Annotated in this window: 14 protein-coding genes; 8 read left to right on the top strand and 6 right to left on the bottom strand. The window is 72.8% G+C overall.

Features of this window, described 5'->3' with window-relative positions; genetic code table 11:
• Window positions 1-1,170, bottom strand: a 1,170-nt coding sequence (locus B351_RS0102785; RefSeq protein ID WP_026010272.1) for a protein kinase domain-containing protein, incomplete at its 3' end; no start/stop codon positions are given.
• 469 nt (window positions 1,171-1,639) lie between these two features.
• Between B351_RS0102785 and B351_RS0102780 the strand changes: the two genes are divergently transcribed.
• From B351_RS0102780 to B351_RS17065, 5 genes are read left to right on the top strand one after another with little or no spacing between them, the layout of a single operon-like run.
• On the top strand, window positions 1,640-2,284 hold the full coding sequence (locus tag B351_RS0102780) for a penicillin-binding protein activator LpoB (protein ID WP_156810402.1): 645 nt from the start codon (window positions 1,640-1,642) through the stop codon (window positions 2,282-2,284).
• A 58-nt stretch (window positions 2,285-2,342) separates the two neighbouring features.
• Window positions 2,343-2,819, top strand: a complete 477-nt coding sequence (locus tag B351_RS0102775; RefSeq protein ID WP_019397532.1) for a hypothetical protein — start codon at window positions 2,343-2,345, stop codon at window positions 2,817-2,819.
• An 11-nt stretch (window positions 2,820-2,830) separates the two neighbouring features.
• A complete protein-coding gene (locus B351_RS0102770; protein ID WP_019397531.1) occupies window positions 2,831-3,673 on the top strand; it encodes a hypothetical protein in 843 nt (280 codons plus the stop codon).
• The gene (locus B351_RS16110) at window positions 3,670-4,971 is read left to right on the top strand and encodes a hypothetical protein (protein WP_019397530.1); all 1,302 of its coding nucleotides are present in this window, start codon (window positions 3,670-3,672) and stop codon (window positions 4,969-4,971) included. The genes B351_RS0102770 and B351_RS16110 overlap by 4 nt, the downstream gene beginning before the upstream one ends.
• Window positions 4,972-4,991: 20 nt before the next feature.
• Complete coding sequence (locus tag B351_RS17065) at window positions 4,992-5,945, top strand: hypothetical protein (RefSeq protein ID WP_019397529.1); 954 nt, start codon at window positions 4,992-4,994, stop codon at window positions 5,943-5,945.
• Between the two features lie 91 nt (window positions 5,946-6,036).
• Here the strand turns inward: B351_RS17065 and plsB are convergent, their stop codons facing one another.
• The 5 genes from plsB to B351_RS0102735 form a co-directional block, all read right to left on the bottom strand.
• Window positions 6,037-8,670, bottom strand: coding sequence for a glycerol-3-phosphate 1-O-acyltransferase PlsB (gene plsB, locus B351_RS0102755; protein WP_019397528.1), 2,634 nt, complete (start codon window positions 8,668-8,670; stop codon window positions 6,037-6,039).
• A gap of 7 nt (window positions 8,671-8,677) precedes the next feature.
• Window positions 8,678-9,622, bottom strand: a complete 945-nt coding sequence (locus tag B351_RS0102750; RefSeq protein ID WP_019397527.1) for a hypothetical protein — start codon at window positions 9,620-9,622, stop codon at window positions 8,678-8,680.
• Window positions 9,623-9,841: 219 nt separating this feature from the next.
• Window positions 9,842-10,561, bottom strand: coding sequence for an orotidine-5'-phosphate decarboxylase (pyrF, locus tag B351_RS0102745; RefSeq protein WP_019397526.1), 720 nt, complete (start codon window positions 10,559-10,561; stop codon window positions 9,842-9,844).
• Complete coding sequence (locus B351_RS0102740; RefSeq protein WP_019397525.1) at window positions 10,558-11,433, bottom strand: 5'-nucleotidase, lipoprotein e(P4) family; 876 nt, start codon at window positions 11,431-11,433, stop codon at window positions 10,558-10,560. Before B351_RS0102740 ends, pyrF begins: the two co-directional genes overlap by 4 nt.
• Before the next feature lie 51 nt (window positions 11,434-11,484).
• Window positions 11,485-12,015, bottom strand: a complete 531-nt coding sequence (locus B351_RS0102735; protein ID WP_019397524.1) for a DinB family protein — start codon at window positions 12,013-12,015, stop codon at window positions 11,485-11,487.
• Window positions 12,016-12,364: 349 nt separating this feature from the next.
• Here B351_RS0102735 and xylB point away from each other — a divergent pair, with 349 nt between their 5' ends.
• From xylB to B351_RS16100, 3 genes are all read left to right on the top strand, one after another.
• Window positions 12,365-13,855 (top strand): xylulokinase, encoded by a 1,491-nt coding sequence (gene xylB, locus B351_RS0102730; protein WP_019397523.1) that lies wholly within the window; start codon window positions 12,365-12,367, stop codon window positions 13,853-13,855.
• 41 nt (window positions 13,856-13,896) lie between these two features.
• Window positions 13,897-15,231 (top strand): xylose isomerase, encoded by a 1,335-nt coding sequence (gene xylA, locus B351_RS0102725; RefSeq protein ID WP_019397522.1) that lies wholly within the window; start codon window positions 13,897-13,899, stop codon window positions 15,229-15,231.
• Between the two features lie 95 nt (window positions 15,232-15,326).
• Window positions 15,327-16,110: MFS transporter (locus tag B351_RS16100; protein ID WP_019397521.1), on the top strand; the 784-nt coding region annotated here is incomplete at its 3' end.

Raw genomic sequence — 16,110 nt, 5'->3', positions numbered from 1 at the left:
CAGGCTGCGCGCGTCCAGGCTGCGCTGCTGCGGGTCGATCGCCGCGGCCAGGGCGATGTCCTCGCGCAGCAGCGGATCGGCGATGCGCGCCTCCCAGCCGGGCCCGAGCGCGCCGCGCAGGTCGCCGCCCAGCAGCTGGAACACCAGCACGCCCAGGGCGTAGACGTCCGAGCGCAGGGTCGCGGCCTCGCCGGCCACCACTTCCGGGGCGATGTACAGCAGGCTGCCGGCGGCGGGGGAATGCGGCGCGGCCGCGCCCATGGTCAGGCCCAGGGTCGGGGCGATGCCTTCCAGCTGCGGCGACAGCACCGCCTCGCCGGCGCCGAGGTCGGCCAGCACCACCCGCAGGCGGCCGTCGGCCTCGACCGGGTACAGGTTCTCGGGCTTGAGGTCGCGGTGGATGATGCCGAGGTCGTGGATCGCCGCCACTGCCTCGCACAGGGCCACGCACAGGGCCAGGCGGGTGGCCTCGTCCAGTGCGGCCAGGCCGCCGCGGGCGCGGATCCAGTCGTGCAGGTTGCCCCCGGGGAAGTAGGGCAGTTCCAGCCAGCAAGGCGGCTCCTCCAGGTTCCAGCCCAGCACCGGGGCCACGCAGTCCTGGCCGGGCAGGGCCTGGGCGATGTAGCGGGACAGCGCGATCTCGCGGCGCAGGCCGCGCAGGCCGGCCTCGTCGCGGGCCAGCTTCAGTACCCGTTCGCCGTGGGTGGGCGAGTGGGCCAGGAAGGTCACGCCGGTGCTGCCCTCGCCCAGGCGGCGCAGCAGGGTCCAGGCGGCCTCGCCCGGCAGGGTCTGGCCCGCCGCGGGCAGGGCGGTGCCGGGTGCGGACGGCGGGGCGCCGGAAGGTTCGAAGCGGGCCGGGCACGCCAGGCGGTAGCCGTAGCCGTGCACGGCGCGGACCTCGGCGGCGCCGTCCAGCGCCGCGCGCAGGCGGCTGACGGCCTTGGCCAGCGAGTTCTCGGCGACCACGCGCCCGGGCCAGCCGGCCTCCAGCAGTTCGTCCTTGGTGACCACCTCGCCGGCGTGGCGCAGCAGGTGGCGCAGGACCTGCAGGCTGCTGCGGTCCAGCGCGCGCGCGCTGCCCGCCACCCGCAGGTGGCCGTCGGTCTCATGCAGCTCGGCCTGGCCGAACCGCCAGACGCCCGGCACCGGCCTGTGTCCTCCCTGCTGCATGCGTCCTCGCCCCCCCGGCGGCTGTAACTGCCTGTTGCTACGGCAGGCTGCGGCGCCACTTTAGCGGTCCGGTCACAACTTTTCAGGATTTTTCCGCGTCCGGCAAAGACGCCCCGGGCCCTGCACGGCAAGGTGGCCACCACGCGGGCGGCATCCGGCAGCCCGGCCCGGGACGCAGGTGGGCTGGGGGGAGCCATCGGCGGGGGCAGGTTCCGGGGCCGCGGGGGGGCGGGCCCGGAACAGCGGACAGGGAGGTCCAGGGAGCGGCGCCGGCGCGAAGGAACGCGCCGGCGCCGCGCCTTGTCCGCGGTCCGGCGGGCAGGGTCCGCGGCGGTCAGAACTTTTCAAAAGTTTTCAGCCCCCTGGAATGAATCCGGCCGCACCGCCGCCTAGAACACCGTCCTGGGGGGCGTGCAGAGGGGCCGCTTCCCGAATACAGGGGTAAAGAACAATGCCGTGGAAGCACCACATGCGCGCCACTGCCTGCGCGCTGGCCGGCCTGCTGCTGGCCGCCTCCACCGTCGCCGACGCCCGCGAGCGCCGGCCCCGGCTGGAGAATCGCGGCGGCGTGCCCGCCCGTGACCTGGACCCGTCGGAGAAGGGGCTGGTGACCGGGGTGGGCATCGAGAGCCAGGACATCCAGGCAATGACCAACCAGATGGCGCGGGACCTGATCGCCAGCGGGTTCCTGGGCCGCTTCAGCACTCCGCCGCGGGTCCTGATCGACGAGCAGGAATTCCGCAACGAGGGCTCGCAGATCATCAACCGGCGCATGATCACCCAGCGCCTGCTGGTGGAGCTCAACCGTGCCGCGCAGGGCAAGATCACCTTCGTCGGCCAGCGCTACGCCGGCATGGTGGCCCGCCAGCGCGACCTCAAGCGCGAGGGCGTCACCGACACCGGCACCACCGGCCTGACCCAGGGCCAGGCCGGCGTCGACTTCTTCCTCGGCGGGGCAATCATGACCCTCGACAGCCGCGACCCCCGCCCCGGCGTGGTCCAGCGCCTGAACCAGATCGCGTTCGAGCTGGTGGACGCGGAGACCGGCGAGCTGGCCTGGACCGGCATGTACGAGTTCCAGCGCGCCGCGGCCGAGGACGTGATCTACCGCTGAGCCGCGCCATCCCACCGTCCATGGCCCGGCCCCGGGCCAGCGTGTACCGGAGATCCCGATGAAGAATGCCCTTGCTGCCGCCGTGCTCGTGGCCGTGGTGGCCACGGCCGGCTGTTCGACCCCCGCCGCGCGCCCGCAGGCGGTGCTGGAGTGCGACTACAAGGCGCTCAAGCGCAACGCGCCCAGCGGCGGCCCGGCGCTGACCGCGGTTGCCTACGGCTCGGTCAAGGACATCCCGGCCGACGCCGTGCTGATGAGCGACGAGCGCCTGTTCCGCAGCGTGATCGTGCAGCACCTGAGCACCAGCACCACGCCCGGCGGCACGGTCCAGGTGACCGCGCGCCTGGCCAACTGCACCGCCGGCCCGCTGGGCGTGCGCGCCCGGGTCGCGTTCCTCGACTCGAACATGGCCCCGGTGGAAGCGGTCTCGGCCTGGCGCCCGGTGTTCCTGCCGCACGGCGGCATGGCCGTGTACCAGGAGTCGTCGCTGTCGCCGAAGGCCACCCACTACTACATCGAGCTGGCACCGAACTGAGCGGAGGCGACATGCACAAGGCAGTCCTTGCACTGCTGGGCGTGGCACTGGTGCCGCTGCCCGCAGCGGCGCAGTGGCGCGAGCCAGCGCCGGCGCCCGGCTACCGTGCCGGCCAGCCGGTGGTGCTGGGCCCGGCGGCCGCGCCGGAAACCGCCGAGGCCCTGCCGTGGGAGGCGCTGCGCCAGCAGCTCGGCAAGCGCAACCGGGTGATGCTGTTCTGGGAGGCGGAGCTGGAAGGCGAGGTCGCCACCCGCTACCGCGAGGTGGAAACCCTCGACCGTCACGGCCACGCCGCGGTGACCCGCAGCGAGGGCGTGGACCGCGACCGCTACGGCCACGTCGGCACCAGCGTGGCCGGTGCCGATGCCGGCATGCACCAGCGCAGCGAACGCTTCCTCGAGGCCGAGGCGCCGGCGGCGCCGCGGGTTGAGGGCGAATCGCGGCAGATCCGCGCGCATTTCATGGAGCAGCTGCGCCAGGGCGGCGTGCGCTTCATCGCCCGCGCCCTGGCCACCCGCCTGGCGGGCGCGGCGGTGGAGGGCGAGCGCCCCAACGTGCACGCGATCGAGACCCGCGCCCTGGCCGGCCATGCCGACTACCTGCTGCAGGTGACCTCGGCCGTCGACCTGCAGTCCGCGTCCGGGCGCGCCTTCCACGTGGTGCTGCTGGACGTGGCCGACGGCGGCACCGTGCTGGAGTTCCAGACCCAGGCCGCGCCGCCGGCCGCCGCGCCGGGGCGCTACGTGGCCACGGCCAATGGTTTCGAACGCCAGGCCGCGGCTGCGCCCGGCCTGGCAGACGTCGCCCGGGTGCTGGCGCTGGAGACCGCGCGGCGCATGCAGGGGGCGCTGTGAGCGGCCGCACCCGTCCGCCTCGGCTGGCGGCGGCGCTCGCCCTGGCCCTGGCCCTGCCGGCGCAGGCCCAGGTGCCGGGCCTGCCTGCCGCCCTGCAGCCGTACTACGAGGCCTTGCTTGCCGACGGCGAGTGGGGCGCGGTGCTGAACCTGCAGCGCATGGGCCTGGAAGCCATCGACCAGGGCCAGCCGGAGGTGGCGGCAACCGCGTTCGACGCGGCGATCGAACGGATCGAACTGGTCTACGCCGACTCGCAGGCGGCGAAGAAGGCACGTTCGCTGTGGTCGTCCGAAGGGGTCAAGGACTTCAAGGGCGAGCCCTACGAGCGGGCGATGGCCTACTACTACCGCGGCCTGCTGTTCCTGGCCGAGGGCGACTACGGCAACGCCCGCGCCGCGTTCCGCGCCGCCGAGTACCAGGACACGGTGGCCGAGCAGGAGGAGTACGCCGGCGACTTCGGCCTGATGTCGCTGCTGGCCGGCTGGGCCTCGCAATGCGAGGGCGACGCCGCCATGGCCGCGGAGTTCTACGGGCGCGCCGCCGCGCAGCAGCCGCAGGGCCTGCAGCCGCCCGCGCCCGGTGCCGACACCCTGGTGCTGGTCGAATCCGGCGGCGCGCCGGTGAAGGCGGCCACCGGCGGCTACGGCGAGGCGCTGCAGCTGAAGCCGGGCGACAACCCGTTCGTGGCGGTGCGCATGGGCGGCCAGGAACTGGCGGCGCTGGGCGACGTCGGCTGGCAGGCGCGCACCCGCGGCGGACGCATGATCGACGTGGTGCTCGACGGCAAGGCCAGCTTCCGCGAGGGCGCGGAGACCGTGGGCTCGGCCGGCGTGTCGCTGGGCGCGCAGGTGGCCGCGTTCGCGCCGGGCGACGACAGCCTGGCGGTGGCCGGTGCGCTGGCGGTGGTCGGCGTGGCGGCCACGCTGATCGGCGGCGCGGTCAAGGCCAAGGCCGACATCCGCGCCTGGGACAACCTGCCGGACCGCATCTACGGCGGCTTCGTCGCCGGCGGTGCGCGGCCGTTGCCGCCGGTCAGCGAAGCCGAGGGCGACGGCGAGCAGTGGCCGATCGAGGCGCCGGTGATCGACCGCCGTGCAGGCGCCTGCCGGCTGGTGCTGTACCGCACGCGCGAGCCGGCGACCCTGCGCGCGCAGGCGGTGTCCAACCTGTCCGAACCGGAGCGCCGCAAGCTGCTCAAGCGCAACGAGCAGCGCGACCGCGCCTTCCGCAGCCAGATGGCCGCGCTGTTCGCCGCCGCGCCGGGCGAGGCGGCGGAACCACCGGGCCCGGGGGAATGACCATGCCAACAGCGGTATCCGTGATCACCGCTGCCCTGTTGTGGGCAGGCCTGGCGCTGCCGGCTGCGGCGCAGGAAGCCACGCAGGAGACCGCGCAGGAGGTTGCGCAGGACGAGTCCGGTGCCGATCCCGCGGTATGGGGACCCTACGCGCAATGGGTCGGCCGCACCTTCGAGCGCCAGGGCAGCAGCGAGTACGGCGCCCACCGGATCACCATCGCCTGGGAGGAGCCGGGCAAGGTCATGGTCGAGACCGGCTACCTCGTGGACGGGAAGCGTTGGTACACGTACACGGTGGTGGCCGGCAAGCAGCCAGCCACGCTCACCGTGGACCCGAAGCCTGGTCCCAAAGGGGCCTGGAACATCGTCGACGCGGAGAACCTGGAGTCGAACAGGCGGTTCGGCTACCAGACCACCCGCCGCGTCACCGGTGCGCAGACGTTCGAGGAGGCGACGCTCCGGAGCGGCGGAGTGGTGGACCAGCGGGTGTACCTGGACATCGCCTCGGCGCAGTACCAGGCAGTGCAGGAGGCCAAGGCCGTGGAGGAGGCGCGCAAGCGCGCCGAGGCGGTCGCCGCGCGGCGCGCGGCCGGCGTGCCGGCGGTGGAATCGGTGCCGGTGCCGGCCGAGCGGGTGCTGGCCTACCAGGAGCCGCTGCGCGGCGGTTCGGGCATGTTGCGGGTGACCCGCGGCAAGACCTGGGGCGACGGCATCTGCTACCTGGCCGTGTACATCAACGACCGCCTGGCCGCGCGCATGGTCGGCGGCGAGACGGCCACCTTCCGGGTCCCTGCCGGCGAGCTGCGCATCGGCGTCGGCGGCGACCCGGCCGGACGCGGCACCTGCTCCATGGGGCGCGGCGGCGTGGTCGAGCACCTCACCCCGCTGGGCAAGGGCGAGGCCCTGCACGTGTACTACCAGCTCGACAGCGGCCTGCACTTCAGCGAGGCGCTGCTGGACCCGGCCGCGCCCTGAGCGGCGCGCGGTCCCCCGGATCCCGGAGGAGGGGGTGGCGTCCCGCGAAGGACCGCGGGCGCCGCTTTTTCTGCCGCGGTCCGGCGCCGGCTTACTCGGCCGGCGCCGCTTCCGCTTCGGCTGGCCGCGCCGCTTCCGGGCTCACCCGCTCGATGGTGTGGCGCAGCTCGCGGCCCAGGATCAGCTTGGCGTCCTTGGCCCACACGTCCAGGCGCTCGTCGAACACCAGCTTGCTGTTCTGGTCCGGCCACACCAGCTTCATCTCGCGCAGCTTCTGGATGAAGCCGCGGAACAGGCTCTTGTCGAAGAATTCCGGCGCCGCCGGCGCGTAAAGCAGGCTCAGGCGCTGCGCCGCCAGCTGGCACAGGCTCTCCAGCTCGGCCGCGCCGAGCGTGCCGGGGCCGTTCTTCACCAGCACCGAGATGGCGATGTAGTAGCGCTCGAACGCCTGCTGCAGGGTGTGGCCGATCGCGCGCAGGCGGAACACCTCGTCGCTCTGGCCCGGGCTGCGCTGCAGCACGCCGCCGTCCTCGTCGTTGACCAGCTGCAGCAGGCCCTCGCGCACGAACACGTCGGCGATGCGGTCCACGCGCTCGGCGAAGCCGTCCTCGTCCCAGGGCAGGAACAGCTCGGCCTGCAGGAACGGGTACAGGGTGCGGCCCAGCCGCACCAGGGTGCGCCGGCTCATGCGCCGGTTGTGCTGGAAGCAGCAGGCGATCCAGGACGAGGCGGTGAACAGGTGGGCGACGTTGTTGCGGAAGTACGACAGCAGCACCGCGGTGTCGTCGTCCACGCTCAGCACGTCGCCCAGCGGGTGCGGGATGCGCCGCAGCACGCCGATCTCCTCGCCGTGGGCGATGATCTCCTCCGGCGTGTGCGGGGTCACCGTGGTGCGGTCCGAATACGGCAGCTCCGCCAGCAGGGTCTTGGACAGGGCGATCTGCGCCAGCAGGTCGCGCTCGCCCATGGCGTGCTTGGGCGTGGACAGCAGCGCCAGGGCCAGCAGGTTGATCGGGTTGACGTCGGCGGCCTCGTTGATGCGCACCTGGATGCGCTGGGCGAGGGCGTCCACGGTCTCGGCCAGCCACGCCGGCTTCTCGTCCTCCGGCAGCGGGCGGCCGTCCCATTCCGGGGCGTGGCTGGACAGCACCTCGCCCAGCCGGATCGGCTCGCCGAAGTTCACCACCACCTGGCCGTAGTTGCTGCGCAGCACCTTGGGGATGCCCATCAGCAGCTGCCAGATCGATTCCTTCTCCTTGGGCTTGCCCGACAGCTCGTCCAGGTAGCTGTTGCCCTCCATCAGCTTCTCGTAGCCGATGTACACCGGCTGGAACAGCACCGGGCGGGTGGGCTGGCGCAGGTAGGCGCGCACGGTCATGGCGATCATGCCGCCCTTGGGCTGCAGCAGGCGGCCGGTGCGCGAGCGCCCGCCCTCGATGAAGTACTCCAGCGAGTAGCCGCCGGACACCAGCTGCGCTACGTACTCGGTGAACACCGCCGAGTACAGCGGGTTGCCGCGGAAGCTGCGGCGCATGAAGAACGCGCCGCCCTTGCGCAGGATGGTGCCGACCACCGGCAGGTTGAGGTTGATGCCGGCGGCGATGTGCGGCGGGACGATGCCGCGCTCGTACAGCAGGTACGACAGCAGCAGGTAGTCCATGTGGCTGCGGTGGCAGGGCACGTACACCACCTCGTGGCCCGGGGCGACCTCCTTCAGGCGGTCCAGGTGGTGCACCAGCACGCCGCGGTAGATCTTGTTCCACACCGGGGTGAGGATGACGCTGGCCGAGCGCACCACCGGGTGCGAGTAGTCGGCCGCGATCTCCCAGGCATAGGCGTGCGCCTTCTTCCAGGCCTCGGCCACGGTGGTGCTGTCGCGCCGGGCCTGGTCGGCGATCGCCTCGCGCACGGTTTCGGCCGCCAGCACCTTGTCCACCAGCAGGCGCCGGGTGGACAGGTCCGGGCCGATCACCGCGGCGCGGATGCGGCGGAAGTGCGCGCGCAGCACGCGCTGCAGCTTGCGCACGGTGCGCTCCGGCGGCAGGCCCTCGGCCACGGTCTCGCGCAGCGACACCGGCTCGGCGAAGCGCACCAGGGTGTCGCGGCCATTGAGCAGCAGCGCCAGCAGGCGGCGGAAGCGGCCAACGATCGCCCAGTTCTCCGAGAACAGCACCGAGAACCAGCCGCTGTGCCGGTCCGGGGCGCGGCCGACGAAGATCGACACCGGCACCAGGCGCACGTCCAGTGCCGGGTCGTCGCGGTGCGCCTGGAGCAGGCGCGCCAGCGAGTCCGAATGGGTGCGCGCGGCCGGGCGCTGGTCCGGGATCAGCGGGGTGACGCTGCGCCGGGACAGGGCCACGTAGGCGCGGCGGCGGCCCAGCGGGTCGCCCGGCAGCGGCACCAGCGGCGAGGGCAGGCCGGCCTGGCGGCAGGCCTTGTCCAGGATCAGGGCGTTGGACAGGCCGTAGTCCTCCAGCACGTAGCACACCGGGCGCGGGTCGTCCTGCGGCTGCTGTGCCGGCTCCAGCTTCAGGTCCAGCCACGGGTCGACCACCCAACCGAGCAGGCGCGCCCACAGCGGCCGCCGCGCGGCCACGGGGCGGGGGGCGATCGGCTGGCGCGGCGGCTCGCCGGACGGCGTGGCGCCGCCGGAATCGGCGGGCGCGGGCGTGGCCGGGTCGTCGGTGGCAGGCCCCGGGAAGGGCAGGGGATTCTGTTCTGGCATTGGGCGATTATCGCCCACCCGGGTCCGCGGCCGCTTCCGGGGGCTCGGGCAAGGCCTCGGCCGGGGTGGCCGCGGCCAGCACCCGGGCGGCTTCCTCCAGGTAGCCGTCCAGGTACCAGTGGCCGCCAAGCCGGGTCAGGCGCAGGGTGGTGTCGATCTCGCGCCCGGCCAGCGGGTAGTGCAGGCGCACGGTGGCGTGGTCGCCCCGTTCCTCGACCAGGCCGGTGCGCAGGTCGGTGAGGCTGTGGTCCAGGTCCAGGCCGTAGTCGGCGGTGGTCGCCTTCACCGCGGCCAGGAACGGCCCCAGCCGGCGCAGGCTGTCCTCCATGCCGGCCTGGCGCAGGTCCTCCTCGCTGGCCAGCCCGGTCTGGCGCGCCGCCGCGGCCAGCCGCTCGATCGCCGCGTGGCCGAGCCGCGGATCGCCCAGCGGCGCCTGTCCGGCCCAGGCGCCCAGCGCCTCCACCGTCTGCACGTAATGGGCCCGTTCCTCGTCGCTGTAATGCGCCTGCTGGCGCAGGTACTGCACGCCGAACAGGGACAGCGAGCGGGCGGCGTCGCGCAGGGCGGTGTCCTGGCCGGCCAGCTGCCGGTCGAAGCGCCGGCGCAGGTCGGCTTCGGCGCCCGGCTCGGCCAGGGTCGCCAGCAGCGAGGGCAGTTGGTCGTCCAGCGGCAGCTCGGTCAGCGGCCAGCGGCTACGGTCCTCGCGCCAGGCCGCGGCCAGGGCGGCATGGGTTTGCGGGGGCAGGGCGTCGCGCGCGAACGCCACCAGGTCGTTGCGCTGCAGGTGGCCGGCCAGCTGGCGCACGGCGCCGGCCGGTTCGCTGGCGGCGCCGGGCAGTTCCGCGGGCGCGCCCGGGTCCGGGCGGCAGGCGGCCAGCAACAGCAGCATGGCCGGCAGCAGCAGGCGCAGGCGCGCGCGCAGCGTGGATCGGGCGAGGCGCGATCGTTGCATGAGTCTGGTCCTGGGGCCCCGGGCGTCGAGTGTGGCCGCTGCCGGGGCGCGAGGGCAACGCCCGGATACAAAACGGGGAGGCCTGAGCCTCCCCAAATCCGGCAACGCCGGAGGACATCGTGTTGTGGCACGGCGCCGGCCAGCGGCCGGCTGCGGGGCACTCTAGCCCGCTCCTCCAGCTAATGCAATACGTTAGGTTTTCCTGGCTAACCGATTGATTTAGCTGATCGCTTCGCGGATCTGCCGCTGGATCAATGCGGCCGCGGCCGCCGGATCGGGGGCGTTGCGGATCGGCCGCCCGACCACGATCGCGTCCGCGCCGGCGGCAAACGCCTCGGCCACGCCCACGCTGCGCTTCTGGTCGTCGCCGCCACCGCCGTCCGGGCGGATGCCGGGACAGACGATCGAGAACCCGCCGCCGGTGGCGGCGCGGATCGGGCCGGCCTCGCGCCCGGAGGCGATCACCCCGTCGATGCCGGCCGCCTGCGCCGCCAGCGCGCGCTGCACCACCACCTGCTCCGGCCCGGCGTCGATGCCCATGGCGCGCAGGTCGGCCCCGTCCATCGAGGTCAGCACGGTCACCGCCAGCAGGCGCATGTCGCCCTGGTTGGCCTCGGCGGCGGCCTGCATCATCGCCGGGTGCCAGCCGTGGATGGTGCAGTAGTCCACCTTCCAGCGGCCCAGGCCGCGGATCACCCCGGCCACCGTGGCCGGGATGTCGAAGAACTTCAGGTCCACGAACACGCGCTTGCCGCGCTGGCCGAGCAGGTCCAGCACCTGGAAGTACTCGCCGGAGGCCAGCAGTTCCATGCCGATCTTGTAGAAGCGCACGTTGTCGCCGAGGCGGTCGATCCAGGCCTCGGCCTCGGCGCGGCCGGGCACGTCCAGGGCGAAGATCAGGCGCTCCTCCGGCGCCAGCGGCAGCGGGGCGCGGCTCACGGCGCGGTCTCCAGCGCGGCGCGCTTGGCGGCGCGTCGCGCGTCGCGCGGCTGCTTCCAGTGGTTGTCGAACAGCGCCGGCTCCCAGCCGCCGTAGGTCGGGTTGGGCAGGATCCACCAGCGGCTGCCGAACCAGTCGCGGTGGCGTTCCAGCAGGGCCTCGCGGCCGGCGGGGCTGTTGTCCTCGATCTTGAGGAAGTCGCCCAGCTGGTCGCCGAACTGCATCAGCACCCGGTACTTGCGGCTGGCCAGGCGGCGGCGGCAGTCCTTCTCGCTGCCGTGCTGCTCGCAGCCCGGGACCACCGTGCCCAGGCCCAGGAACACGTCCTCGCCCTCCACCGGCAGGCCCTCGGCGCGCAGGTTGTCCAGGGTGGCCTGGGTCAGGTGCACGGCGCGGTTGGAGATGTAGACCAGGGTGACGCCGCGGGCGTTGGCGGCGCGGGCGAACTCGACCACGCCCGGCACGGCACGCGCCTTGCGCTCCTCGACCCAGGCGTCCCAGGAGGGGTCGCTGTACTCGCCGCCGTCGCGCACCAGGCGCGCCTGGTAGGGCGAGTTGTCGAGCACGGTCTCGTCGATGTCCAGCACCACCGCCGGCTTCAGGCCGGGGCCGCTGCCCTCGCGCTCGCCATCCACCAGCGCGTCCCAGGCCGGGTCGGCCAGGGCCTGGTCCAGGGTCGCGGCGGCGGCGCGGTAGGTCTGCTCGGCGATGGCGCGGTACTCGGCCGAGCGCTGCACCCACAGCACGGCATTGAGGTTGTCGTCGGCGGCCACGGTGGCCGGGGCGGCGGCGGGCGGGGCATCGGGCCGCACCGGTTGGCAGGCGGCGAGCGCCAGCACGAGCACGGCGGCGCAGGACAGGACAGGACGCATGGGGCGGTCTCGCAACGGCAAACGCGCATTCTAGCGGCTCGCCGGCCGCGCTCAGGCCGCCGGCAGGCGCAGCAGCAGGTCGGTCGGGCCCACGTCCACGCCCAGCTGATGGAACAGGGTCGTGGCCTGGCCGCGGTGGTGCGCCTGGTGGTTGAAGAAGTGCAGCAGCAGGTGCGACAGCCGGCGCCGGTGCGCCTGGCCGGCCATGTTGCGGTACTCGATGACCCGCTCCAGATCCCCCGGCTGCAGCGTGCCGATCCAGTCGGCAATGGCCTGGTCCAGCAGCTGCCGGCGCTGCCACCAGGCATCCAGGTCCGGGCACGCGGTCTCGTCCAGGCGCCGCGGTGGCGGCAGGGCGGCGACCGGCTGCAGTGGCTGCCAGTGGCCGGGGTCGTTGGCGGCGAAGCGCTGCAGCCAGAGGGTGTCGGCCACCACCAGGTGGTTGAGGGTGCCGAGGATGGAGCCGAAGAACGCGCCGCGCGGCTCGGCCAGCAGTCCGGCGTCCAACCGGGCCGCGGCTGCGTGCAGGGCGGCGTTCATCCAGTGGTTGTAGTCGGCCAGCAGGGCGAAATGGTCGCGCATGGCGGCATCCGGCGGCGGGAAGGCAAAGCTTCGCATGGCGCCGCCGGCTGGGGTACTTGCTGAATACGCAGCCGGCGCGTGACCGGTTCCGCCGCTGCGCACCCGCAGCATGCGCGCGGGTGCGGATCGTGGTAGAAAGCGCGAATGATACCGCTAACTTGGCGCCCGGACGGGGCCTCCAACCCCGCCGGGGCCAGGTCGTGGCCGAGGTATTTGTTGCGTCGCAACAAGGCCTGGCTGGCGGGACCCTGCGAAGTTTCCGCGCACCGGAGCGCTCCATGAGCAAATCCCCCGCAAGCTGTTCCATCCCGCGGCCGCACGGCTGCCCGTCCGCGCACGGGGTGCGCGCATGAGCCTGTATGTCGGCCTGGATGTAGGCACCCAGAGCGTCAAGCTGGTCGCCTACGACCCGGAAGCGCGCCAGGTCGCGGCGACCATCGGCCACGCCCTGGAGCTGGCCGCCGGCGACGACGGCAGCCGCGAGCAGCGCGCCGAGTGGTGGATCGACGCGATCCGCAGCTGCTTCGCGCGGCTGGACCCGGCCCTGCGCGAGCGCGTGGTGGCGATCGGCGTGTCCGGCCAGCAGCACGGTTTCGTGCCGCTGGACCGCGACGGCAACGTGCTGGCCCCGGCCAAGCTGTGGTGCGACACCAGCACCGCGGCCGAGTGCGACCTGATCATGGACGCGGTCGGCGGCGCGCAGCGCAGCATCGAGCTGGCCGGCAACCCGATCCTGGTCGGCTACACCGCCTCCAAGCTGCCGTGGACCCGCAAGCACCGCTCGCAGGCCTACGCGCAGCTGGCCCTGATCATGCTGCCGCACGACTACGTCAACTTCTGGCTCACCGGCGAGCGCTGGATGGAGTGCGGCGACGCCTCCGGCACCGGCTGGCTGGACGTGCGCAACCGCCGCTGGTCGGAGGAGATGCTGCGCGCCACCGACCCGGACCGCGACCTGGCCGCGCTGCTACCGCCGCTGGTCGAGGCCGACGCCACCTTCCCGATCGCCGCGCACATCGCCGACGCCCTGGGCCTGCCGCGCAACGTGCGCGTGTCGGCCGGCGGCGGCGACAACATGATGGCCGCCATCGGCACCGGCAACGTGACCCCGGGCGTGCTGAGCATGAGCCTGGGCACCTCGGGCACGCTGTTCGCCTACTCCGACCGCGCCATGGTCGACGAGGCCGGCCGCTGGGCCGCGTTCTGCGATTCCACCGGCGGCTGGCTGCCGCTGATCTGCACCATGAACTGCACCGTGGCCACCGAGGCGGTGGGCAAGCTGTGCAGCTTCTCGACCAAGGAAGGCGACGCCCTGCTGTCCGGCACCCGCCCCGGCGCCGATGGCCTGCTGATGCTGCCGTTCCTCAACGGCGAGCGCACCCCGAACCTGCCCAACGGCCGCGGCAGCCTGTTCGGCATGACCGCCACCAACTTCACCGTGGCCAACCTCTATCGCGCGGCGATGGAAGGCGCGGTGTACAGCCTCAAGAACGGCTACGACGCCTTCGTCGACGCCGGCATGCGCTTCGAGGCCATCCGCCTGACCGGCGGCGGCAGCCACAGTGCGGTGTGGCGGCAGATGATCGCCGACGTGTTCGGCCTGCCGGTGGACGTGCCCGAGCAGGCCGAGGGCGCCGCGTTCGGCGCGGCCCTGCAGGCCCTGTGGGCCACCAGCCGCGCCCAGGGCGGCGGTTCGGACTTGGCCGCGCTGGCGGCCGCGCACGTGCGCCTGGAGCCGCGCCTGTCCGCGCACCCGCACGCCGAGGCCACCGCCGCCTACGCGGCGCAGTACGCCCGCTTCCTTTCCCACCTCGACGCGATCCGGCCGCTGTACGCCTGAGCGCATCCCCGCTGTACGAACTCCCAAACGGAAACCACAAGATGAGCAAGCCCTTCATCGGCGCCACCGAGTACTTCCCCGGCATCGGCGCGATCCCCTACGAAGGTCCGGAATCGGACAACCCGCTGGCGTTCAAGGTCTACGATGCCAACAAGGTGATCGGCGGCAAGACCATGCGCGACCACCTGCGCTTCGCGGTCTGCTACTGGCACACCTTCTGCAACGCCGGCGCCGACCCGTTCGGCCCGGGCCCCCGCCGCTTCCCGTGGGAGAAGGGCGAGGCGATGGCCACCGCCGAGGCCAAGGTCGACGCCGCGTTCGAGTTCTTCACCAAGCTGGGCGTGCCGTACTGGTGCTTCCACGACGTCGACCTGGCGCCGGACGCCGACGACATCGCCACCTACGAGAAGAACCTCAAGCACCTGGTCGGCCTGGCCAAGGCGCGCCAGGACGCCACCGGCGTGAAGCTGCTGTGGGGCACCGCCAACCTGTTCTCGCACCCGCGCTACATGAACGGCGCCTCCACCAACCCGGACTTCGCCGTCGTCGCGCGCGCCGCGGTGCAGGTGAAGAACGTGCTGGACGCGGTGGTCGAGCTGGGCGGCGAGCACTACGTGTTCTGGGGCGGCCGCGAGGGCTACGCCACCCTGCACAACACCAACATGAAGCGCGAGCTGGAGCACTTCGCCCGCTTCCTGGCCGCCGCGCGCGACTACGGCCGCAGCATCGGCTTCAAGGGCAAGTTCTTCATCGAGCCCAAGCCGATGGAGCCGATGAAGCACCAGTACGACTTCGACAGCGCCACCGTCGCCGGCTTCCTCAAGGAGCACGGCCTGCAGAACGACTTCATGCTCAACATCGAGGCCAACCACGCCACGCTGTCGGGCCACACCTTCGAGCACGACCTGCAGGTGGCCTCCGACCACGGCCTGCTGGGCAGCATCGACGCCAACCGCGGCAACGCGCAGAACGGCTGGGACACCGACCAGTTCCCGACCGACCTGTACGACACCGTCGGCGCCATGATGGTGGTGCTGCGCCAGGGCGGGCTGGTCGGCGGCCTGAACTTCGACGCCAAGCCGCGCCGCGAGTCCACCGACATGGAGGACCTGTTCATCGCCCACATCGGCGGCATGGACGCGTTCGCCAAGGGCCTGGAAGTGGCCCATGCGCTGCTCAACGACTCGCCGTGGGAGCAGTGGCGCAAGGAGCGCTACGCCAGCTTCGACGCCGGCGACGGCAAGGCCTTCGAGGAAGGCAAGCTGGGCCTGGCCGCCCTGGCCGCGCTGTCGGCCAAGATCGGCGAGCCGAAGCAGACCAGCGGCAAGCAGGAGCGCTACGAGAACCTGCTGAACCAGTACCTGCTGCGGCGCTGACGCAGCCAGTGCCGGGGCGCGCCGCGCGCCCCGGCGACCGCGCCCGCCAGCCGCCTTGCCGGCGGGCGCGCGGATTCTCGAGGGAGGGGCCCCCGATGGCGGTAGTGGAAACCACGCAGTCCGGCGCGAGCGAGTTCGAGGCCGCCGGCGGCGAAAACACGCGTTTCATCATCCTGATCAGCCTGGTGGCCACCATCGGTGGCTTCCTGTTCGGCTACGACAGCGGCGTGATCAACGGCACGGTCGACGGCCTGGTGGCGGCGTTCAAGTCCGACGCGGCGGTGACCGGCTTCAACGTGGCCTCGATGCTGCTGGGCTGCGCGGTCGGCGCCTGGTTCGCCGGGACCCTGGCCGACCGCTACGGCCGCCGCACCATGCAGCTGTGGGCGGCGGTGTTCTTCATCGTCTCGGCCTGGGGCTCGGGCATCGCCACCTCCTCGGCCGAGTTCGTGGTCTACCGGGTGCTGGGCGGCCTGGCGGTGGGCGCGGCCAGCGTGCTGTCGCCGGCGTACATCGCCGAGGTGGCGCCGGCGCGCTACCGCGGCCGGCTGGCGACGCTGCAGCAGATCGCGATCATCTCCGGCCTGTTCTTCTCGTTCCTGAGCAACTGGTGGCTGGCGCGGCACGCCGGCGCCTCGACCGAGGTGCTGTGGTGGGAGTACGAGGCCTGGCGCTGGATGTTCTGGGCCGAGCTGGTGCCGGCGTTCCTGTTCCTGGTGGCGCTGTTCTTCATCCCGGAGAGCCCGCGCTACCTGGTGGCGCGCGGGCTGAAGGACAGGGCCGGCAAGGTGCTGGCGCGGCTGTACGGCGGGCCCAACGGTGCGCGCAAGCTGGCCGAGATCGACGCCTCGCTGGCATCCGACCACCACCGGCCGCGGC

This window comes from Pseudoxanthomonas sp. GW2, from assembly GCF_000283075.1.
GTDB lineage: Bacteria > Pseudomonadota > Gammaproteobacteria > Xanthomonadales > Xanthomonadaceae > Pseudoxanthomonas.
The sequence above is the reverse complement of the archived record's forward strand: the minus strand, read 5'-3'. Positions and strand labels throughout refer to the sequence as shown.